This window comes from Sulfurospirillum deleyianum DSM 6946 (assembly GCF_000024885.1).
Lineage (GTDB): Bacteria > Campylobacterota > Campylobacteria > Campylobacterales > Sulfurospirillaceae > Sulfurospirillum > Sulfurospirillum deleyianum.
The window spans coordinates 2,162,476-2,182,435 of the sequence record NC_013512.1 but is presented as its reverse complement, the minus strand read 5'-3'; the positions used below and the strand labels follow the sequence as shown (position 1 = coordinate 2,182,435).

General features: G+C 39.0%; 21 protein-coding genes and 5 tRNA genes. 12 read left to right on the top strand and 14 right to left on the bottom strand.

The window, feature by feature from the left end:
- Nucleotides 1-119: 119 nt before the first annotated feature.
- From SDEL_RS10985 to SDEL_RS10945, 10 genes are all read left to right on the top strand, one after another.
- Complete coding sequence (locus tag SDEL_RS10985) at nucleotides 120-434, top strand: hypothetical protein (RefSeq protein WP_012857931.1); 315 nt, start codon at nucleotides 120-122, stop codon at nucleotides 432-434.
- Nucleotides 431-1,612 carry an ABC transporter permease gene (locus SDEL_RS10980; RefSeq protein ID WP_012857930.1) on the top strand — a complete coding sequence of 394 codons (1,182 nt, stop codon included), beginning with the start codon at nucleotides 431-433 and terminating at the stop codon, nucleotides 1,610-1,612. Before SDEL_RS10985 ends, SDEL_RS10980 begins: the two co-directional genes overlap by 4 nt.
- Nucleotides 1,609-2,277: an ABC transporter ATP-binding protein gene (locus SDEL_RS10975; protein WP_012857929.1), complete on the top strand. Its 669-nt coding sequence runs from the start codon at nucleotides 1,609-1,611 to the stop codon at nucleotides 2,275-2,277. The genes SDEL_RS10980 and SDEL_RS10975 overlap by 4 nt, the downstream gene beginning before the upstream one ends.
- Nucleotides 2,274-3,236 (top strand): hypothetical protein, encoded by a 963-nt coding sequence (locus SDEL_RS10970; RefSeq protein WP_012857928.1) that lies wholly within the window; start codon nucleotides 2,274-2,276, stop codon nucleotides 3,234-3,236. Before SDEL_RS10975 ends, SDEL_RS10970 begins: the two co-directional genes overlap by 4 nt.
- Complete coding sequence (locus SDEL_RS10965) at nucleotides 3,233-3,736, top strand: hypothetical protein (RefSeq protein ID WP_012857927.1); 504 nt, start codon at nucleotides 3,233-3,235, stop codon at nucleotides 3,734-3,736. The genes SDEL_RS10970 and SDEL_RS10965 overlap by 4 nt, the downstream gene beginning before the upstream one ends.
- A 26-nt stretch (nucleotides 3,737-3,762) precedes the next feature.
- A complete protein-coding gene (locus tag SDEL_RS10960) occupies nucleotides 3,763-4,899 on the top strand; it encodes a nitrous oxide reductase accessory protein NosL (protein ID WP_012857926.1) in 1,137 nt (378 codons plus the stop codon).
- A gap of 125 nt (nucleotides 4,900-5,024) precedes the next feature.
- Nucleotides 5,025-6,620, top strand: coding sequence for an NAD-binding protein (locus SDEL_RS10955; RefSeq protein ID WP_012857925.1), 1,596 nt, complete (start codon nucleotides 5,025-5,027; stop codon nucleotides 6,618-6,620).
- Nucleotides 6,617-7,315 (top strand): potassium channel family protein, encoded by a 699-nt coding sequence (locus SDEL_RS10950; protein ID WP_012857924.1) that lies wholly within the window; start codon nucleotides 6,617-6,619, stop codon nucleotides 7,313-7,315. Before SDEL_RS10955 ends, SDEL_RS10950 begins: the two co-directional genes overlap by 4 nt.
- 78 nt (nucleotides 7,316-7,393) lie before the next feature.
- Nucleotides 7,394-7,528 carry a hypothetical protein gene (locus tag SDEL_RS12405; protein WP_280938027.1) on the top strand — a complete coding sequence of 45 codons (135 nt, stop codon included), beginning with the start codon at nucleotides 7,394-7,396 and terminating at the stop codon, nucleotides 7,526-7,528.
- Between the two features lie 145 nt (nucleotides 7,529-7,673).
- Nucleotides 7,674-8,915, top strand: coding sequence for an ATP-binding protein (locus SDEL_RS10945; RefSeq protein ID WP_012857923.1), 1,242 nt, complete (start codon nucleotides 7,674-7,676; stop codon nucleotides 8,913-8,915).
- A 75-nt stretch (nucleotides 8,916-8,990) separates the two neighbouring features.
- On the opposite strand, the gene SDEL_RS10940 is transcribed toward SDEL_RS10945, so the two are convergent.
- From SDEL_RS10940 to tig, 14 genes are all read right to left on the bottom strand, one after another.
- A complete protein-coding gene (locus SDEL_RS10940) occupies nucleotides 8,991-9,314 on the bottom strand; it encodes a hypothetical protein (RefSeq protein ID WP_041666376.1) in 324 nt (107 codons plus the stop codon).
- 203 nt (nucleotides 9,315-9,517) lie between these two features.
- Nucleotides 9,518-9,602: transfer RNA gene (locus SDEL_RS10935), tRNA-Leu, on the bottom strand.
- A 47-nt stretch (nucleotides 9,603-9,649) separates the two neighbouring features.
- Nucleotides 9,650-9,726: transfer RNA gene (locus tag SDEL_RS10930), tRNA-Arg, on the bottom strand.
- 16 nt (nucleotides 9,727-9,742) lie between these two features.
- Nucleotides 9,743-9,819: transfer RNA gene (locus SDEL_RS10925), tRNA-Arg, on the bottom strand.
- A gap of 21 nt (nucleotides 9,820-9,840) precedes the next feature.
- Nucleotides 9,841-9,917, bottom strand: a tRNA-His gene (locus SDEL_RS10920).
- 33 nt (nucleotides 9,918-9,950) lie between these two features.
- Nucleotides 9,951-10,028, bottom strand: a tRNA-Pro gene (locus SDEL_RS10915).
- A gap of 78 nt (nucleotides 10,029-10,106) precedes the next feature.
- Complete coding sequence (locus SDEL_RS10910; RefSeq protein ID WP_012857921.1) at nucleotides 10,107-10,898, bottom strand: thiazole synthase; 792 nt, start codon at nucleotides 10,896-10,898, stop codon at nucleotides 10,107-10,109.
- A gap of 2 nt (nucleotides 10,899-10,900) precedes the next feature.
- Complete coding sequence (gene purN / locus SDEL_RS10905) at nucleotides 10,901-11,479, bottom strand: phosphoribosylglycinamide formyltransferase (RefSeq protein ID WP_012857920.1); 579 nt, start codon at nucleotides 11,477-11,479, stop codon at nucleotides 10,901-10,903.
- Nucleotides 11,470-12,867 (bottom strand): bifunctional ADP-dependent NAD(P)H-hydrate dehydratase/NAD(P)H-hydrate epimerase, encoded by a 1,398-nt coding sequence (locus SDEL_RS10900; RefSeq protein ID WP_012857919.1) that lies wholly within the window; start codon nucleotides 12,865-12,867, stop codon nucleotides 11,470-11,472. Before SDEL_RS10900 ends, purN begins: the two co-directional genes overlap by 10 nt.
- A gap of 8 nt (nucleotides 12,868-12,875) precedes the next feature.
- Nucleotides 12,876-14,411 (bottom strand): YifB family Mg chelatase-like AAA ATPase, encoded by a 1,536-nt coding sequence (locus tag SDEL_RS10895; protein ID WP_012857918.1) that lies wholly within the window; start codon nucleotides 14,409-14,411, stop codon nucleotides 12,876-12,878.
- 2 nt (nucleotides 14,412-14,413) lie between these two features.
- Nucleotides 14,414-14,929 (bottom strand): peptide deformylase, encoded by a 516-nt coding sequence (def, locus tag SDEL_RS10890; RefSeq protein WP_012857917.1) that lies wholly within the window; start codon nucleotides 14,927-14,929, stop codon nucleotides 14,414-14,416.
- Entirely contained in the window at nucleotides 14,926-16,023 is a 1,098-nt protein-coding gene (locus tag SDEL_RS10885) for a GGDEF domain-containing protein (RefSeq protein WP_012857916.1), read from the bottom strand. Before SDEL_RS10885 ends, def begins: the two co-directional genes overlap by 4 nt.
- An 18-nt stretch (nucleotides 16,024-16,041) precedes the next feature.
- The gene (gene clpP, locus SDEL_RS10880; RefSeq protein ID WP_012857915.1) at nucleotides 16,042-16,632 is read right to left on the bottom strand and encodes an ATP-dependent Clp endopeptidase proteolytic subunit ClpP; all 591 of its coding nucleotides are present in this window, start codon (nucleotides 16,630-16,632) and stop codon (nucleotides 16,042-16,044) included.
- Nucleotides 16,632-17,927: a trigger factor gene (gene tig / locus SDEL_RS10875; protein ID WP_012857914.1), complete on the bottom strand. Its 1,296-nt coding sequence runs from the start codon at nucleotides 17,925-17,927 to the stop codon at nucleotides 16,632-16,634. The genes clpP and tig overlap by 1 nt, the downstream gene beginning before the upstream one ends.
- Before the next feature lie 128 nt (nucleotides 17,928-18,055).
- On the opposite strand from tig, the gene folE reads away from it, so the two are divergent.
- Together folE and fliI are read left to right on the top strand one after the other, a co-directional pair.
- A complete protein-coding gene (gene folE, locus SDEL_RS10870; RefSeq protein WP_148209260.1) occupies nucleotides 18,056-18,631 on the top strand; it encodes a GTP cyclohydrolase I FolE in 576 nt (191 codons plus the stop codon).
- Entirely contained in the window at nucleotides 18,631-19,935 is a 1,305-nt protein-coding gene (fliI, locus tag SDEL_RS10865) for a flagellar protein export ATPase FliI (protein WP_012857912.1), read from the top strand. Before folE ends, fliI begins: the two co-directional genes overlap by 1 nt.
- Nucleotides 19,936-19,960 lie beyond the last annotated feature (25 nt).

Here is a 19,960-nt window from a genome sequence, read left to right as displayed (position 1 = left end):
TATATCACGATATAGGCTTACATGTAAAACCCATTTAACACTAAATTTGCATATGAAGATTAAAATGTTACACTTATGTTTTTTAAAAGGCAAACATTTTTTGAAGGATTTATGCGTCAATGACACGAAGTATTCAGCTCTTGTTAGGATTTTTTATCAGCGTTTTGGTTTGCATTGTGGGGGAAGTTTCTTATCTTTATGCCACCCATACGCTGGATGTTGAGCGTTTAGAAAAAAAGGCGCTTTTAACTTCTGTGGTGGGTTTGCCCGATCTTGCACTCGCTTCTGAAGCACGTTATGTCAGGCATCGAAGTTTAAGTGATGTTTTTTCCATTTTTAGTGAGTCGCCTGAACTGCTGGAGTATTTTCCCTCGACCTTTGTTTTTCATCATGCACCCCATCTCTCATTAGATAAAGGGAGTATGGCACCATGAAATTTAACGTCTATTTACTGGAATTTGCGCTCTTTTCTTTGTTGAGAAAAGGAGGGAAAAGCGTTTTTGTGTTTATCTTACTGACTTTTTTGATTTTTCTACTCTCTTCGGTGCTTTTTATCGCCGATGGTATTAAAGCTGAACTCAATGGTACGTTAAAAACACTGCCTGACATTACGCTTCAGCGTCTGCAAGCAGGGAAGGTCGTCAATACGCCTTTGAGTCGAGTAGAAGCGCTTTTGGACATTGAAGGGGTGAGTTCGGTGATGCCTCGGGTGTGGGGGTATTATTATTTCAAACCTGCGGGGGTGAATTTTTCTGTGGTAGGCATTGATGATTTTACGCCCATTTATACAGAGGGGTTGCAAAAAATTGTCGATGAACACGATGTGAAAGCTTTAGAAAAAGAGGAAGGTATGTTGGTGGGTGTTGGCGTGAAGGAGGTTTTACAAGCTTTTCATTATGAGGACTTTTTTAACTTTATTACGGCTTCTGGAACGTGGAAAAAGGTGCAGATTTCAGGGGTGTTTGATACGGAGCTTAGTTTGCAAGCCAACGATATGATGCTGCTTCCTACCAAAAGCCTTTATGAGATTTTTGGCATTCCCAAAGAGGAGGCAACGGATGTGGTGCTTAGGGTTTCAAATCCTTTGGAAGTTGCCACGGTGGTCTCAAAAATCAACCGTCTCTATCCTGATATGCGTGCCATTACCAAAGAGGATATTCGGGTGAGTTACCAGAGTATTTTTGATTATAAAAGCGGGTTTTTTCTAAGCCTTTTTGTGGTGAGTGCGTTTACTTTTTTAATGATAGTGTATGATAAATTAAGCGGACTGAGCAGTGAAGAGCGCAGAGAAATAGGCGTTTTAAAAGCGCTAGGATGGAGCGTGGATGATATTTTGAAAGAGCGATTTTATGAGAGTTTTATACTCTGTTTTAGTGCTTTTTTATTGGCTTTAGCACTTTCAATGGCGTATGTTTTCTTTTTCGATGCGCCCCTTTTACGCTCCCTTTTTAGTGGGTATTCGACGCTTAAACCCTCTTTTGAGATTCCTTTTAGCTTTAATATTCCCATGCTTATCCTCCTCTTTTTGCTCAGTGTGCCTGTGTATATAGGTTCAGTCATGATTCCTTCATGGAGAGCTTCCATACTAGATGCCGATGAGGTGCTTCGATGATACGCTTAGACAATGTTTGCAAACGCTATGAAACGAGTACGCAAAAAATCGATGCGCTCTTAAATATCACGTTACATGTAAAACGTGGAGAGTGTGTGGTATTAAAAGGTGCAAGTGGAAGCGGGAAGAGTACCATTCTCTCTTTGATTGCGGGGCTTTGTAAGCCAAGTTCTGGCAATGTGATGGTCGATGATGTGGCGATTTCAAAACTGATAGAGCCTTTTAGCGCATATGTGAGGCGAGAGAAAATAGGGTTTATTTTTCAACGTTTTCATCTGATTCCAAGCTTAAGTGTTGAAGAAAATATTTTACTTCCCCTTATCCCGACTAATCCTGAGGCAAAGGTTTTGAAGGAGAGAGTGCATACGGTCATGGAGCAGTGTCATATAGTCCATAAAGCCCAAACGTTAGTGCGCTATCTTTCAGGCGGAGAACAACAGCGTGTGGCGATTGCAAGAGCGTTGGTGAATGCTCCTGTGCTCATTTTAGCCGATGAGCCAACGGCGAATTTGGATGAAGCACTCTCTTTGCAATTTCTTGAGATGATTGAGAGCCTTAAAAAAGAGGGTGTGACTTTGCTCATTGCCACGCACGATCCGCTCTTTTTTGATGCCAAGGTGGTTGATCGTATAATTGAGATTAAACATGGGATGATTGTTGCATGAGTCTAAGCCCTGAAGTCATCGCCCTTTTATTGCTCGATGTTCTTTTTCTTCTCTTTGGAAGCATTGCTTTTGTGCTCTCATGGAACATTGCTAGAGGGTGGGATAGAGATGCGACCACGCCTAAGCAGTATCAGCTTGAAAAAAATGCCTATTTGGTAGGCATTGTGGTGAAGTATATCTTTAGCCTTAAAGTGCCTTTGTTTCTCTTTTTTATTTATACGTGCGATCTTCTCTCGGGTATTATTACAGGAGCGATGTGTGCGGCTGGAGTGGTTAATTCGGTCGATTATGGGCTCTTTTTGTTGCTTTTTAAACTACTCAATCTCTACCTTTTTGGTTTTTGGCTCTTAATGCATTCTAAAGATACAGCGCTTCCCACCCAACCTTATATGAAGCTCAAATCGTCTCTTTTTTGTGGGGCATTTTTCGTTTTAGTCGCTGAAATTGCGCTGGAAATCGCCTTTTTTACCTCTTTAAATATCAGTAAAATTGTCAGTTGTTGTGGAACGCTTTTTTCCGCTTCGAGTGACTCTTCTTTGGCGTTTTTATTTCTTTTGGATGAACATGTGATCCTGAGTCTTTTTTACGCCTCATTTGTCTTGATGGGAGTGGCATTTTTCCTTAAAAATGGAGCCGTTTATCTCTTTAGTAATCTGTTGTTTTTGCTCTTTGGCATTGTTTCACTCATTCTTTTTTTTAGTACCTATGTGTATGAACTTCCTACCCATCACTGTCCGTTTTGTTTGCTGCAAGGGGAGTATTATGGGGTAGGATATGGTATGTATGTAAGCCTTTTTTTAGGGACATTTTATGGCACAGGGGGTATCGTGATGGCATTTGTGGGGGCTGAGCCTTATGCCAAACCGATGCGTATTTCGCTCTTTTTTAATACGCTTTACTTGCTTTTAACAGGAGCCTATCCGCTGGTTTATTTTCTGAAAAACGGGGTGTGGTTATGAAAAAATCAACGCTGATTTTAATTGGCTTTCCCCTGATTGCTTTGATGGTGATTTTTGGCTATTACATCAAAATCAACCAAAAACCAGATGAAATTAAGAACAAAGCACAACACCCTCTTGAGTTTAAAGACAATACCATTCAGTGTCCGCAGTGTCATATGTATTTGGTGGGTCAAAAAGATACCGCTCAGTTCATTACGGCTGAGGGAAAAACACACTTTTTTGATGATATTGGCTGTTTTATTTTATGGCAAAAGGAGCAAAATATTTCCCTAGAAGGAGGAAAACTGTGGGTGTTTAGTCGTGATACCAAACGGTATATCGATGGGTTTAAAGCGTGGTATTCCCTCATTGATGAGACACCCATGCAGTATGGTTTTGGTGCGTATGAAAATGTCAAAGAGGGTTTTGTACCTTTTGAAGCAATGCGTCTTCGTATGCTTCGAGGTGAAAATATGAGTGACCCACGAGTGAGAAAAGCACTTTTGGATGGACGTTAAATCTTTACATGTAAAAAGGAGAAAAAGTGGTAAAACGATGGATAATGGTCTGTTTAGGACTTCTTTTAGGAACGATGATGTATGCACAAGAGTTTAGTAAGGTAGCTTCCAAAGAGCCAGAGTTGATTCAAAAAGGGGAAGATAAGCTCTACTGCCCCATTTGCGGTATGAATCTAAAGCAATACTATAAAACCTCACACGGGGCGATTTTGAGCGATGGTACCGCCAAGCAGTACTGCTCGATTCGTTGTTTGGCTGCGGATTGGGAAGCCATAGAAGCGCGCCTTGTGAAAGTAGTGGTCACGGATGTGGTGAGCGAGAAGCTCATTGATGCGAAAGAGGCATTTTATGTGATTGGCTCAAAAATACCTGGCACAATGAGTCAGGTGAGTAAATTGGCGTTTGAAAAAGAAGCGGATGCGGTGGCGTTTATGAAAGAAAATGGCGGAGAGTTAGGGCGTTTTGAGAACGCATTTGCTAAAGCCAAAGCCTCTTTGAGTGATGATGTCGATGAATTTATTAAGAAAAAGCAAAAGGGTATGTACCCAATGGGCGAGAAGATTTACCATAAAGCGTGTGATAAAGAGAAGATTCATTTGCACGATTTTAATACCATTAGTGAGCTGAAGATTTTTGTGAAAAAATCACAGGCCTGTGGAGAACTTGAGGAGAAAGAGCTTCAAGCTGTTTCACTCTATTTGTGGGAAATTTTGCGTTTTGCAGAGCACAATCATACGCATAAAAGCGTGATTCATGTCGAAAAAAGTGAAAAATGCCCTGTGTGTGGGATGTTTGTTTATAAATACCCCAAATGGGCGGCACGTATGAGTTATGAAGAAAATGGTAAAAAAATGAGTCATGCGTTTGATGGGGTGAAAGATTTGCTTAAGTTTTATCATAATCCTTCACAATGGGGCAACTATACCAAACTCAATGATGAAGCCTATACGATTTTGGTGAGTGATTATTATACCCAAGAGGCGATTGATGGCAAAAAAGCGTTTTATGTGATAGGAAGTGATACCTATGGACCGATGGGCAAAGAGTTTATCCCCTTTGCAACACTTAAAAGTGCGCAGAGCTTTTTGAAAGACCATAAAGGCAGTGAAATTTTAAGTTTTGATAAAATTAGCGAAGCATTAGTGTACGCCCAAGATAAGTAAGACAAGGGGAAATTTCCCCTTGTTATTCATGATAGGCTATAATTAGGCATATAATGATGTTTAAATTCCTGAAAAGGCTTCAATATTCTCACTGAAAAAATATCGTTACATGTAAAGAGGTTTATGTGAACTATTTTGCAACACGGATCATACAGCTTGCCTATTTTATGGATAGTTCAAAGCGCTACTATCGCCTCAAAGAGTTTGCTCGTAAAGTCCTTGAGCATCCTAATTCAAAATGGAAATTTTACTTTGACCTTTTTATGGTTTTTTTGGTTGTTGGCAGTGTGCTTTTTCTACTTTATGAGGTCAAACATCCTGAAGGGAACCCTTATTTAGATGGGTTTATTCAGTTTTCTTTGGTTGTTTTTATTATTGAGTATCTTGCAAGGTTTTGGATTTACAGTGATAGCCATAAAATTATTTTAGACTATTATCAGCAAAGCCTAGAGAACCACACGCACTTTTCACTCCTCAAAGCAGTGGGAAAAGTCGTGCGTAAAAAAGTGGAATATATTATCTCTCCACTTGCCATTATAGACCTTTTAGCGATTATTCCAAGCTATCGTCCTTTGCGCTTTTTGCGTATTTTTCTTCTCTTTCGTATCTTTAAACTTTTTTGCTATGCCAAAAGTATGAAAACCTTTGCGGCGATTATCTCAGAGAAAAAATTTGAGCTTTTCACCCTCGCAACCTTTGCCAGTTTTATCATTTTTGCAGGTAGTTCGGCTATTTATATTTTTGAAACCCATCAAAACCCTAAAATAAACACACTCTACGATGCGGTTTATTGGGCGATTGTCACGATGGGGACGGTCGGTTATGGTGACATTGTTCCTGTAACGCATGAGGGTATGGCGGTTTCAATGATTTTGATTATTTTAGGGATTGCAACCTTAGCCTTTTTGACGTCCATTATCGTCTCCTCGTTTCAAACCAAAATCGCCGAACTCAAAGACGACCGTATCTTTACTGACATTGAAAAACTGGAAGATTACATCTTGATTTGTGGGTACGGAAGAGTTGGTGAAGTGGTTGCCAAGATGCTTCACGACGATGGGTATCCTGTTGTGATTATTGATACAGACCCAGAAAAAATCAAACTAGCCCTCCAACGCAATTACCTAGGTATCGTAGGCGATGCATCTAAGAGTAAACTCCTCATCAAACTGGGTACAAGTTCACACGTTTCTAAAATCATTTGTGTCACCAACAGCGATGAAATGAACGTCTTTATTACCCTAACTGCTCGTAGTTTAAGTCCTAACATCGAAATTATCGCCCGTGTGGTCAAAAAGCAAAACAAAAAGAAATACCTTTTAGCAGGTGCCAACTTTGCCTTTAGTGTCGATGAAACCATAGGGCTTATGGGAAGAGAATACATTGACCAGCCTATTTCTTATGCCGCACTCGATGAAATGCTCACCGAAAATATCGGTGTATTGTGTGAATCCATCACCATTCATCCGCACTCCATTTTTTTACATAAAACCCTTGCCGATATAAAACTTCACGAAAAACACCTCTTACTCTTTGGTGTGGCACGTAAAGAAAAAGAGCCTATAGAAGAGCTGACGTCTTACCCGATTGAAGATAAAACATTTTATTTTAACCCTCCCTTAGAATTTAAAATCCACAGTGGAGACAATCTCATTGTGATGGGTAAAAAACATTTTATTGCGCATCTGCGTAAACTTAGCGACCAAAGGTCTTCACTATGAGCACACCTACAACCATTCTTCTTTTTGGCTTTACACACTCAAGCATCGAAATAGCCAGACAACTTCAAGGTAAAAATCATGCATTTATGCTTGTGGATAATGATTTTTCATTACTTGAAAAAGCACATGCGCTTGGATTTGAGTTAATGATCGTTGATTACACCGATGATGAAGTCCTTCAAAAATTAGGCATTGGAACGCACGTCTCGTTTATTTTTACCCTCTTTGAAGATGATGCTAAAAATGTCTTTTTAACCCTCTCTGCTCGTTCTTTAGACCCTAAATTGCATATTGTTGCGATGACGCATACCAAAGATGCTATTCACAAACTTGAAATTGCAGGAGCGAGTACGATTTTAGACCCCTACCAAATCAGTGGGAAAAAGATTTATAAACTCATTACCCAACCTGAAGTGATGAGCATTATTGATGCAACCGTATTTGGATATCATAACATTAACATAGAACAACTGACGATTCATGAACACTCCCCTCTCAATGGTCTTATGATAAACGACATCTACCCGATAGAGCATTACAATCTTTTACTCGTTGGCATTCACGATAAAGAGCTTCAAAAACAGTTTATCTTTATCACAGAAGGGCACAATCACAAGCTAGATGCGGGAGATATTTTGGTTGTTATCGGGGAAAAAGAGGAGATAGAGCGCTATAAAAAAGAGGTCATACGTTAAAGCTATCAGGCGAAGAGCAATTTTCATCATATAAAATTTGCTAAAAAGCTTAAAATTCAAATAGCTCTTTGAAAATATATGTCTGTTTTTGCACTTCGTCTGACATCTGTTTTAGGACATACGTCTATCAGTGTGACAAAACGATATTCAAAAGTTCGTCAAGAAGTTGCAGCAGAATCATTGGAAGACTTTTTTAGTAGAGTACGAAAATAAAACAAGTATTATTAATATTTGATAATAAAAATATTTCTCAAAAATTGAATACATATGCTTTAGCACGATAAGAGAAGTTATTTATATGTATTGTATTACATATAAAATTGATGTATAATTGTTTTATAAAACATTAGGATAAACTATGTTAGAAGAACTCTTTATTAAAAGTCGTGAATTTATAGCACTCAATAACCAAGTATATAAGCGTTATTTTTTAACAATACAATCTTTAGAACATAGGCTTTCTATTATTGTTGGAGCAAGAGGTATTGGTAAAACAACCACTATTGCACAATATATGAGCTTGCATTACAAAGAGCACGAAGCTTTGTATGTTAACCTCGATGATATTCAAAACACCGCCCAATTTAGCATGACAGAGATTGCAGAAGAGTTTGTTCTTAATGGTGGAAAGCTGTTGTGTTTTGATGAGATTCACAAATACAACTCTTGGTCAGCTGAACTTAAAAATATTTATGATCGCTTTGGTGACCTTAAAGTGATTGCTACAGGCAGTTCGGCTTTACAAATCAATCAGGGTAGCCATGATCTGAGCAGACGAGCTATCGTCTATACAATGGTGGGTATGAGCTTTCGAGAATTTTTAGAATTGCACTATGGGTTTAAATTTAGTCCATATGGTTTATACGATATTTTAGAAAAGCATGTAGAGTTAGCAACAGAGATTAAAAAAAAGATTGAACAAAAAGAGCATAAGATTATCCCTTTGTTTAAAAATTATCTCAAATACGGTTATTATCCTTACTATTTATCAATGCCCAATATAACACTTTTCTTACAAACCCTTCAACAGAATATCAATGTCTCTATTGAAAGTGATTTACTCTATGTCTATCCAAAACTCAATGGTACCAGTATTAAAAAAATCAAAACCTTACTCTCTATTATTATCAAAAGCGTACCGTTTGAACCCAATATGAGCGATATGAAAAAAGCAGCTGATATCACCGATGATAGGACGTTAAAAGAGTATCTCTCAAAGTTGGATGATGCAGGGCTTATTAAGCTTTTGATGCGAAATGCTTTAGCCATGAAGTCTATCGATAAGCCAGAAAAGATTTATCTAGCCAATCCCAATTTAATGTACACGAAAGAGCCTGATATTGGTAACTTGAGAGAAACTTTCTTTGTAAATCAAATGGATAATTACTATAAAATCAAACAAAGTCTTAGTGATGATGGTATTTTTGCTGGTAAAAGTGGAGATTTTTACTGTGAGGATAAATATACATTTGAAGTGGGTGGTAAAAAGAAGGGTTTTAGTCAAATTAAAGACGTTCCTGATTCTTACGTTGTGAGTGATGATTTAGAAATAGGCATTGGGCATAAAATCCCACTATGGTTATTTGGATTTTTGTATTAGTTTTGCAAAAAAGGAGGTTGCAAAAGAAGATTTGAAAACGATTATAACATCTAATCAAACCACTTTGGAACACAACTATGATACGATGGATCTGGCAGATATGGGTTTGCTTTGTGCATTTGATTTAAAAAAGATTTGATTGTTTTTCAAGTTTTTCCATAAACATAAACCTGAACTATTGATATAGTTTAAAGCATCTTGCTGTAGTTGTAAAATTTTTTGTTTTTCACAAGCGAGCTGGAATGTTTTTCTTTCTTCATTAAGGCGAGCAGAGTCCAATTGTTTTTCAAGAGTCCAATATTTAGTTAAAACTAATTCCAATTGAGCGAAATAACGATTGATTTGTTTTTCATCAATAGGTGGAAGTACCTCTTCTTGAACTGTATCAGATGGATACATCGTTAAATTTTTTGAAGAATAATTTGTTAATGAATAATTATTGTCCATGCTATCAAGATTTCTAATCGGTTGGTCAGTTAGTATTTTATCAAAATAATATATGAAGAGTGAAAAAGAAAAATGTGTACCCTAATGTGTACTTTTGAGATTTTTGAAGAAAAATATTTTTCTAATTTTTTGTTTTGAAGTCCCTAAAATAGGGATGGTGCGGATAAAGAGACTCGAACTCCCACGCCTCTCGGCACCAGATCCTAAGTCTGGCGTGTCTACCAATTTCACCATATCCGCACATAACAGTAGCAAATTTTACGAAGCTGAAGCTCCGTCTTAAAAGGTGGTACGCCCTACACGATTCGAACGTGTGACCTACGCCTTAGAAGGGCGTTGCTCTATCCAGCTGAGCTAAGAGCGCATCTTCTCGGTTTGGGTGGTGCGCTCGACAGGAGTCGAACCTACAACCTACGGATCCGAAGTCCGTTGCTCTATCCAATTGAGCTACGAGCGCATAAACCGCTCCAAAAAACAATGGGGTGAGTGATGGGGATCGAACCCACGACCCTCAGAACCACAACCTGATGCTCTAACCGACTGAGCTACACTCACCATAATAATAACATTATTAAATTTTTTGGAAAATGGTCGGGGCGAAAGGATTCGAACCTTCGACCCCCTGGTCCCAAACCAGGTGCGCTGACCAGACTGCGCTACGCCCCGACATTTAAAAAAACTATTAAGTTTGTCTTTTTAAGGCTGAAATACTATCTAAATTTCAGCCTTTTGTCAAGGAAAACTTTATTTTTTATGTGAAAACTCAATAAGTCCTTCGGTAGGAGAACTTGCTGTTGCAAAAGGTTTTTTTGCAATACGTCCTGCAAGAAAGCTATTACGTCCTGCAATGACCGCATGTTTCATGGCTTCTGCCATTAAAATTGGATTTTTTGCTTGGGCAATAGCTGTATTGGTTAATACACCATCTGCTCCGATTTCCATAGCAATAGCCGCATCGCTGGCACATCCAATTCCTGCATCAACAATGACAGGAATGTTCACAGCTTCTTTAATGAAGAGAACATTGTAACGGTTTTGAATTCCCAGTCCACTGCCAATAGGCGAAGCAAGAGGCATAATAGCCGCACTTCCTGCATCTTCAAGGCGTTTTGCCATAATGGGGTCGTCATTGCTGTAGGTCATAATTGTAAAGCCATCTTTGGCTAAAACTTCACATGCTTTAAGGGTTTCCATCACGTCTGGGTAGAGTGTTTTTGCGGTATCACCGATGACTTCTAGTTTAATTAAATTGAGTCCTGTGGCTTCTTTTACCATTCTAAAAAGCGTGATGGCATCTTCAGCAGTCGTACATCCAGCAGAATTTGGCAAGAGTTTAATGTCCGTACCTTTAAAGTAGTCCATCAAATTCTCTTCATTCGGGTTAGTAATGTTGACCCGTCGAACCGCTACGGTAATCAGTTTAGACCCACTAGCCAGTGTGGCATCTTTTGTGGTTTGAAAATCAGGGTATTTTCCACTTCCTACAATCAAACGGCTTGCAAATTCAATATTGCCAACTTTTAAAATATCGTTCATGTTCACTTCCTATCAAGTAATTTTTTTACAGTTTGGGGTAATAATTCGTGCTCTAGCGCATGAATTTTATCTTCAAAGGCTTCAAAATTCATGCCTTCACTCTTCTCAAAACAGCGTTGTGCGATGATGTCACCACCATCGAGTTCTTCACTGACATAGTGTACGCTAATGCCAGCTACTTTCATGGGCGAATCAAAACTTTCTTTTATAGCATTGCTACCCTTAAAAAGTGGAAGTAAAGAAGGGTGTAAGTTGATAGCTTTAATATGGCGTGTAAAAATAGGTGTTAAAATACGCATAAAGCCTGCTAAAACGCTCAACTCTGCACCACTTTTGTCAATGGCGTGAACCAAAGCTTCATCGAAGGCTTCACGGCTAGGGTAGAGCGTATGGTCGATAATGAGTGGCTCAAGACCAAAACGTCTGGCTTTTTCAATGCCGGGTGCATCAGAGCGGTTGCAGATGACAAGTGCGACTTCAATGGTTGCATATTCAAAAGAGGTTTGGTGGAGAAATTCAAGCAATTTTTCAAGATTAGTGCCTGTTCCACTAAAGAGAATCGCAATTTTTTTTATAAGCATTTAAGACCTTTACAAATATCAATAGGGGTGAAAGCAAATGTATTACATGTAAGTTTTTTAGAGGCAAGAGCATGGGCGAGAGAGGCGTGAATGGTAGCTTCTTTAAGCGAATATCCTTGTGCGATTAAAGCACCAATCATTCCTGCTAAAACATCTCCACTGCCACCCTTAGCAAGGGCAGGTGTGCCATAGGTGTTGATATAAAGCTCTCCTTGGTGCGCAATGATGGTATTCGCACCTTTGAGTAGAAGCGTGATATGTGGAAACCGTTTACTAAAGGTTTTGGCATAGAAAAAGCGATTGGCTTGAATTTGTTCAACACTCACTTTTTCGTTACATGTAAAGTGCCAAATGGAGCTAAATTCTTTGGGATGGGGTGTAAGTACCAGTGGTTTTTTTGAGGCAAGTAATTCAAGCATGAGTTCATGGTGACACAATGAAGCATCAATGACCAGAGGCAGGGTATTTTCAAGCAAGAGATGACGGAGCCATACAGTGTCAAAAGGCATTTCAAGTCCCATCCCCGCAACGATGACACTGCTCTTTTTGGGTAGTGTGGATGCTTGGATAAGATAGGGAGGTGTTTTACGTTTACGCTCACCTAGAAGCGTTACTAAACCGGCACCAAAATGAAAAGCCCCCATGCCTGCTAATAGTGCAGCGCCTTCTTTATTCCCTTGTACGATGGCAACATGTCCAAATGTACCTTTGTTACAGTTTTTTTTCGTGCGAAGAGGAAGTTTTAGCTCATTTTTTTGCAAGAGATAAAACGGGGAGGGAAGCGCATAAAGGTTCCTTGAAAGTCCCAAAGGGGCGACTTTGATTTTCCCAACGCTATCTTTAAGCGCATCGTGAAAAAGGCACAGTTTTAAAGCTCCCATGGTAATCGTTTCATGGGCGTTAAAAATGGTCGAACTTAGACTTAAATCGTTCACAATGCCACTGGGCATATCACATGCAATTTTATACCCTTCTTTGGCATTGAGTGCGTCTATGAGATTACATGTAAAGCCATCCAACGGGCGATTGAGTCCTGCACCAAAGAGTGCATCCACATAAACATCCGCATCTATGAGGTTTTCAACGATGGGAACACCCGCTTGCATTGCACGTTTGAGTTGAAGTTTCGCCAGAGAGGATTTAGGTGGAAAAGGAAGATAGAGGCTAACATTATTTGCTCCGTGTAAAAGACGTGCAGCGACCATGCCATCAGCGCCATTATTACCTACTCCACAGACAAAGAGCGCTTTTTGTTGACAGGTAAGCTTTTTTTTCACTGCTTTAGCAAGGGCGCTTCCTGCATGTTCCATTAAGATTTCTGGGTTTAAACCAAAGGTTGTGTAGGCTCGCTCATCCAGGGTTTGTGTCTCTTCATAAATGTAATGCATACGCTCTCCTAACGTTTACGAAAACTCAGGGCTTCTAGCAGATGCTTTTCGCAAATGGTGTGACTCTGTGCCATGTCAGCAATGGTTCGTGCCATACGCAACACTTTATGTACACTTCTCTGGCTTAACCCAAAGCGGTTTTGTGCCATCTCTAAACGTTCTTTGGCAGAGGGCTCAAGCGTACAAAACTGAAGAGTGTCGTGTTCATTGAGCTTACCATTGAGCTCTTTTTGTCCTCTGTTTTTTTGCATCACAAAGGCACTGAGGACATTTTCAAACATCTCGTACGAGCTCAATCCTTGCTCGTTGGAGTTGGTTTCACTCATCTGAATGTAAAAATCAATGCGGTCTAAAATAGGCTCGGAAATGCGGTTTTTGTAGCGATTGATTTCAACCTCAGAACAGCGACATTCGTGTGTTTGACTGAGTAAATTACCGCATGGACAAGGATTTTGTGCGGCAGCAAAGAGGAATTTGGTGGCATAGCTGATTTTAGTATTCACCCGTGAGATGAGAACACGGTGGTCTTCTAAAGGCTCTCTCAAGCTCTCTAAAACGGCTTTTGAAAAGTTGGGAAATTCGTCAAAGAAAAGTAAGCCATTGTGTGCGAGGGCGATTTCACCTGCTTGGGCATGGGTACTTCCTCCACCAAAAATAGAGGGGCGTGATGCCGTATGATGGGGTGAACGGAAAGGGCGAAGAGGGCTTAATGCACACTCCTCTTCGTTGAGAGAATAGTAGGCGTTGGATTCTAAAATTTCCTCGATGCTCTGTGGCGGTAAAATGTAACGTAAGCGTTTGATGCTCATACTTTTACCACATCCTGGGCTTCCTTCCATTAAAAGATTGTGCATACCCGCTGCGGCAATGTTTAAGGCACGTTTGGCTCTGTGCTGTCCTAGAACGTCACTGAAATCAAGGGGAAACTCTTTAGGATAGAAGTAGGATTTTCCTTTAATTTCCAGATAGCTTTCGCACAGTGGACTAATAGACTTTGTTGTAAGTTTCTCAAAGCGTTTTTCTTTAAAAAAGAGCAGGGCTTCGTGAAGTGTCTCGACTCCAAAGGCTTGAATGTGAGGAATCTGTTCAATTTTTGGTAGTAAAGAGAGGGGAACTACAACCCGAAGATTAGAAATATGCGAAGCTAGTGAGAGAATAATGGGAAAAATGGCATTTGTTTTTTTCACTTTGCCATCTAAACCTAATTCACCAAAAATAAAAAAATCGTTACATGTAAAACGCTCTTTTTGAATGGCAACAAGCAGGGCGATGATTAAATCAAAATGGCTTCCCTCTTTTTTTAAGTCTGATGGGGAGAGATTGATGGTGATTTTTTGGGAGGGAAATTCAAAGTGAATGCTTGAAAGGGCTGATTTGATACGTTCACGTGATTCTTGAATGGATTGATCCGCCATCCCCACAATACTAAAGCCAGGAAGAGAGCGAACCAATGTGGATTCAACGGCGACTTCATGTGCTTTATTGCCATACAAAGTCGCACATTTGGCATGTTTTACTCTGGAGAGTTCAACGGCTTCCTCCACAATTACTTACCCGCTTTATACTTTTTTTTCCACTCTTTTTCAAATTTTTTACGTTTTAGATAAGAGAGTTTTTCAATAAAAAGATGACCTTTGAGGTGATCCATTTCGTGTTGAACAGCAATCGCCATCAGATCACGAAACTCTTCTTCATGCATCACGCCCATACGATCATAAAAGCGAAGTTTTATATGCTCTGCCCGTGTGACTTCATCGTAATACCCAGGTACGCTTAAACACCCCTCTTGGTAAACCGTAGAGCCATCTTTTTCAAGAATGACAGGATTGATAATTTCATAAAGATTCTCTTTTTTTTGAAGACCTGTTTCATCGACAAGGTTAATAATCAGTGCATTTTGTGCAACGCCAATTTGAATAGCAGCTAAACCAATTCCTTCTTTGGTAATCATCGTTTCATACATATCATCAAGCAACTCATGCAACGTTGCATCAAAATGGATGACATCTCTGGAGGTCTCTCTTAGAATTTTATTAGGATAAACTAAAATTTCACGAATCATTCTATTTCACTTTCATGTAAGGGCGTACATACAATATACGGTATGAGACTTCTCCCTGTTTTAGGTAATCCTTCCAACATTACGGCAAGGAATTCTTCGACACTGTGTTCTGTGTCAAGCGAGGTAATCGCAAGTTCTATATCGGTTTCAATTTCTGAACTTCCCACGAAAAAGCTGGTTTGATAGACCAATTCGCTAATGCGATCGCATGCTTTTTTGGCGGAATTTAAATCGGTATGTTTTAAAATCATTGCCAATATTCCATCTCCAAAATGAGCTACAATATCGCTTCTGCGAGATGTTTTGAGTAACAATTTAGCGATGTTACGCACAATGGTATCTTTCTCTTTTTTACTGGCAATTTTTTCTAAAGAGCTCTCTTTAACCCGAGAGAGGACGAGTGTACTTGGATGAGCATAGGTTTTGATAAGTTTAATTTCATTTTTAATTGATTTTACAAGATAACGTCTGTTGTAAATACCAAATTTTGCATCAAAAATTGATTGGTTATCGACCTCTTGTAAAATCGTTGTTGTTTTTTGGTAATACCCTTTAAGCAAATCAATTTGTTTGGTCGTTAATTCAAACATTTTATTGAGATCTTCTGTTAAAGAGGAGATGATATTTTGTGTGGCAAGAAAACTAGGATTGCTTTCAAGTTGGGTGGAGCGTTTTTTTATGATTTCTTGCATCACGTTAAGATTTCGATAAACGGTAGAAACCACTTGCATAATATTTTTAATTTGAGCAAATCCCTCTTTAATCTCGAGCTCAATGCGAGCATGACTTTCATCGTTGTTATTGTTTTCCAATTCTAAAAAGTCATTGATGCGTTTTTTAAAAGCCGTTGGTTTACTTTCCAAAAGTTTGTCAAAGTAAATTTGAAAATTTTGAGGCGTTGGGGGGATGCCTTCATCCCCCATGGTTTTTAAAACCAGCGCCGCAAATTTATCTAACTCATTATTGGTGCTATTTTGGGAAGCAATGGGCTCTTTTGTGATTGGTTTTGGAGGGGGTGTTTGCGCAACGATATCTTCTTTTGTATCGATGTTGTAAACACCTACATTTCCTTTTTCTCTGTTAAAACGAACCATTGCTTACCTTTTAAATCATTATTTAAAACTTTTATTGAGTACTTTGTCAATTAACCCATACTCACATGACTCTTCTGCACTCATAAAGAAATCGCGCTCTGTGTCTTTGATAATTTTAGGCAATTTTTGATTACAATTTTTTGCCAAAATTTCGTTGAGGACTTGCTTCATGCGCAAAATTTCTTTGGCTTGAATTTCGATATCGGTTGCTTGCCCTTGTGCTCCACCTAAGGGTTGGTGAATCATAATACGAGCATTAGGAAGCGCATAACGTTTCCCTTTCGTGCCCGCACTGAGTAAAAATGCGCCCATAGAGGCAGCTTGACCGATACAAATAGTGCTAATATCAGGCTTGATATAATTCATAGTATCGTAAATACTAAAACCACTGGTAATGACACCACCAGGGGAATTAATATACAAATAGATATCTTTTTCAGGGTCTTCTGCTTCGAGAAAAAGAAGTTGTGCGACAATCGAAGATGCCACAACATCATTGATTTCGCCACTGAGCATAATAATACGATCTTTTAAAAGGCGAGAATAGATATCATAACTTCTCTCACCTCTCCCTGTTTTTTCAACAACGACAGGAACATAGTAGCTCATTAGTTACCTTTTGTAAAAAGCTGGTTGAAGAGTCTCTCTTCAATCATAGACATTTTAATCGCTGGAAGAACGCCTTGTTTTTGGTAAAATTCTAGGTATTCTTTTGGGTTTGCACCTTGTTGCATTGCTTCAAAGTAGATCATTTGAAGAACTTCTTGGTCGTTGACCATGATGTTTTCTTGACGTGCAAGTTCATCGACGATAAAAGTTAATTTAACGCTTTTTTCAGCATCATTTCTAAACTCTTCTCTTTTTTCTTTAATTTTTTCTGGATTTTCAGAGTATTCTTTAATGGTTGCTTCATCCATCTTTCCAAAAACACTTCTCATTTGAAGATCAATCTCTTGATCAACAATATTTTCTGGAAGATCTAGCGCAACTTTTGCCAATACATTTTCAACAAATTGAGGTTTTAACTCTTCGTTAAATAGTTTTGCTAATTTTTCGTTACGAATTTCTGTTTCAATTTGCTCTTCTAATACTTCTAAAGAGGCATTTTCAACACCTGGAAGCAGTTTTTGAATCATCTCTTCACTTGGCGTTTCTGGAACATCTTTGACTTTAATTTCATGAAGCGTTACTTTAAAGATAACCGGTTTACCTGCAAGTTCTTTGTTGCCATAGTTTTCAGGGAATGCAACTTCGATATCTTTACTCTTTCCTGCTTTCATCCCAACGACACCATCTTCAAAACCAGGAATAAAAGAGCCACTACCAATCTCTAGGGTATATTTTTCCGCTTTACCTCCCTCAAATGCAACACCGTCTAAAAAGCCTTCAAAATCAATGACCGCAAAATCACCTGATTTAACAGCTCTTTTTTCTTCTACAGTTTTAAGGTCGGCAACCAATGCCAATGTCTTTTCAAGTCTTTCACTAATTTCTTTTTTAGTCACTTTAGGTGTTTTGTACTCAGGAATGCACTCTTTATAGCCTTCAACATTCACACTTGGTTTGAATGAAAGTTTCATGACAAGCTCTAGTCCACCATCTTTTTCTTCAAATTTTGAGAAACTAGGCTCACCTACTACAAGCTCAGCGGTTACATTGAGTTCGCTCAGTGCTTGAGTATAAAGGTCTCTAAGTGCTTCTGTTTGGGCATCATCTTTGAGTTGTTTCCCGTAACGTGCTTTTACGATATGTGCAGGAACTTTTCCTTTTCTAAAACCATCAACTTTCATATTAGAAGCAGCAGAAGTGATCAGTTTCTCTTCTTTTTTTTGTAAAAGTGCAGGTGAAATAGTTGCTTCAACAGCAGCATTGGCACTATTAGTACGGTTAACTTTAATTTGCATAAAATCCCTTTTCGATATAAAATTTTTCTCAAATATACCAAAAAATTACTTTTAAGTCGCTTTTTATCCATTAAAAAGCAAAATGAAGATAAAATATGTCGTCTTAATTTTAATCAAAGTGAATGATCATGGAACGAAAAGAAGAATTTGAAAATGCTGTAAAAACGATGTTAGAAATTATTGGTGAAAACACACAGCGTGAAGGTCTTTTAAAAACGCCTTCTCGAGTCTTTAAGGCATATGAATACATGACACAAGGGTATCATCAAAGCCCTACTGAAGTCTTGAATGAAGCACTGTTTGAGAGCGATAATAATCAAATGGTTTTAATTAAAGATATTGAATTTTATTCGATGTGTGAGCACCATCTTTTGCCGATTATTGGAAGAGCGCATGTGGCCTATATTCCTAATGGGAAAGTGGTAGGGCTTTCTAAAATTCCTCGTATGGTGGATATCTTTGCACGTCGTTTGCAAATTCAAGAACAACTGACTGAACAGATTGCCAAAGCGATTGATGATGTCATTGCTCCTAAAGGAGTGGGGGTTGTTATTCAGGCGCGTCATATGTGTATGGAGATGCGAGGTGTGGAAAAAACCCACTCCAATACAACCACATCAGCGCTTCGAGGGCTCTTTTTAAAAGCAGATACCAGAAAAGAGTTTTTTGACATTATTAACGCACCACAGGCTAATCGTTACTAATGCCACTTCAACGCCTCAGACATAAACTTCAAGAAAAAAGCCTTTCTCCAATGTTTGGTACGATTACCAAAATTAGTTCTACCACCATTGAGGCGTGTGGTTTAAGACCTAGCATTGGAGATATTGTTAATATCGTTTCCTTGGACAGTGATAAGAATGAGTTAGGCATGGTCACCGAAGTGGATCGCAATGCCTTCTTTATCTCCCCGTTTGGATTTATTGAGGGGTTTAAGATTGGAGATAAAGTTTTTATCAGTGAACAAGGAATGATGATTCCTGTGGGCGAAGAGTTATTAGGACGGGTGGTTGATCCGTTTATCCGCCCAAAAGATGGCAAAGGAGCGATAGGCGCACGCTCGTCCGCATCCATTATGAAAGCACCCTTAGACCCAATGAAAAGAGGATTGATTAACGAGCCATTTTGTGTTGGAGTCAAGACGATTGATGGGCTTTTAACCTGTGGAAAAGGTCAAAAAATGGGCATTTTTGCAGGGAGTGGTGTGGATAAATCAACACTGATGGGGATGATTGTAAGAGGCTCTGAAGCGCCCATTAAAGTGGTGGCTTTAATTGGTGAACGTGGGCGTGAGGTGCCTGAGTTTATTGAGAAAAACTTGGGTGGCAATCTTGAAAATACGGTCATCATTGTAGCGACCAGCGATGATTCCCCTCTCATGCGAAAGTATGGTGCTTTTAGTGCGATGAGTGTGGCAGAATATTTTAAAAATCAAGGAAGAGATGTGCTCTTTATGATGGATTCAGTGACCCGTTTTGCCATGGCGCAGCGGGAGATTGGTTTAGCATTGGGTGAGCCTCCAACTTCTAAAGGGTATCCGCCTTCGGTGTTAGCCCTTTTGCCACAACTGATGGAACGTGCGGGAAAAGAAGAAGGTAAAGGTTCCATTACCGCTTTTTTTACCGTTTTGGTTGAGGGTGATGATTTAAGTGATCCTATTGCGGATCAGTCTCGTAGTATTCTTGATGGGCACATTGTGTTAAGTAGGGAATTAACGGATTATGGGATTTATCCGCCGATTAATATTCAAAACAGTGCTTCAAGGGTCATGGGGGATGTGATAGAAACAGAGCACAAAAAAGCAGCGATGCGGTTTAAGCGTTTAAATTCGATTTTAAAAGAGAATGAAGTGTTAATTCGCATTGGCGCATACGAGAAGGGTAACGATAAAGAGCTGGATTTAGCGATTAGTAAGAAAGAAAAAATGAACAGTTTTCTACAGCAAGCTCCTGAGGAAGTTGTGCCGTTTGAAACAACCGTAAGTGAGTTAAAACAAATTATTGCCTAAAACATTTTAGTTTTTTTTAATATAG

Bases quoted from the DNA above. Each gene is read 5' to 3' on its own strand.
- SDEL_RS10985 (WP_012857931.1), top strand. From the start codon at position 120: ATGACACGAAGTATTCAGCTCTTGTTAGGATTTTTTATCAGCGTTTTG.
- SDEL_RS10980 (WP_012857930.1), top strand. From the start codon at position 431: ATGAAATTTAACGTCTATTTACTGGAATTTGCGCTCTTTTCTTTGTTG.
- SDEL_RS10975 (WP_012857929.1), top strand. From the start codon at position 1,609: ATGATACGCTTAGACAATGTTTGCAAACGCTATGAAACGAGTACGCAA.
- SDEL_RS10970 (WP_012857928.1), top strand. From the start codon at position 2,274: ATGAGTCTAAGCCCTGAAGTCATCGCCCTTTTATTGCTCGATGTTCTT.
- SDEL_RS10965 (WP_012857927.1), top strand. From the start codon at position 3,233: ATGAAAAAATCAACGCTGATTTTAATTGGCTTTCCCCTGATTGCTTTG.
- SDEL_RS10950 (WP_012857924.1), top strand. From the start codon at position 6,617: ATGAGCACACCTACAACCATTCTTCTTTTTGGCTTTACACACTCAAGC.
- SDEL_RS12405 (WP_280938027.1), top strand. From the start codon at position 7,394: ATGTCTGTTTTTGCACTTCGTCTGACATCTGTTTTAGGACATACGTCT.
- SDEL_RS10945 (WP_012857923.1), top strand. From the start codon at position 7,674: ATGTTAGAAGAACTCTTTATTAAAAGTCGTGAATTTATAGCACTCAAT.
- SDEL_RS10940 (WP_041666376.1), bottom strand. From the start codon at position 9,314: ATGTATCCATCTGATACAGTTCAAGAAGAGGTACTTCCACCTATTGAT.
- SDEL_RS10910 (WP_012857921.1), bottom strand. From the start codon at position 10,898: ATGAACGATATTTTAAAAGTTGGCAATATTGAATTTGCAAGCCGTTTG.
- purN (WP_012857920.1), bottom strand. From the start codon at position 11,479: ATGCTTATAAAAAAAATTGCGATTCTCTTTAGTGGAACAGGCACTAAT.
- SDEL_RS10900 (WP_012857919.1), bottom strand. From the start codon at position 12,867: ATGCATTACATTTATGAAGAGACACAAACCCTGGATGAGCGAGCCTAC.
- def (WP_012857917.1), bottom strand. From the start codon at position 14,929: ATGATTCGTGAAATTTTAGTTTATCCTAATAAAATTCTAAGAGAGACC.
- SDEL_RS10885 (WP_012857916.1), bottom strand. From the start codon at position 16,023: ATGGTTCGTTTTAACAGAGAAAAAGGAAATGTAGGTGTTTACAACATC.
- clpP (WP_012857915.1), bottom strand. From the start codon at position 16,632: ATGAGCTACTATGTTCCTGTCGTTGTTGAAAAAACAGGGAGAGGTGAG.
- tig (WP_012857914.1), bottom strand. From the start codon at position 17,927: ATGCAAATTAAAGTTAACCGTACTAATAGTGCCAATGCTGCTGTTGAA.
- folE (WP_148209260.1), top strand. From the start codon at position 18,056: ATGGAACGAAAAGAAGAATTTGAAAATGCTGTAAAAACGATGTTAGAA.
- fliI (WP_012857912.1), top strand. From the start codon at position 18,631: ATGCCACTTCAACGCCTCAGACATAAACTTCAAGAAAAAAGCCTTTCT.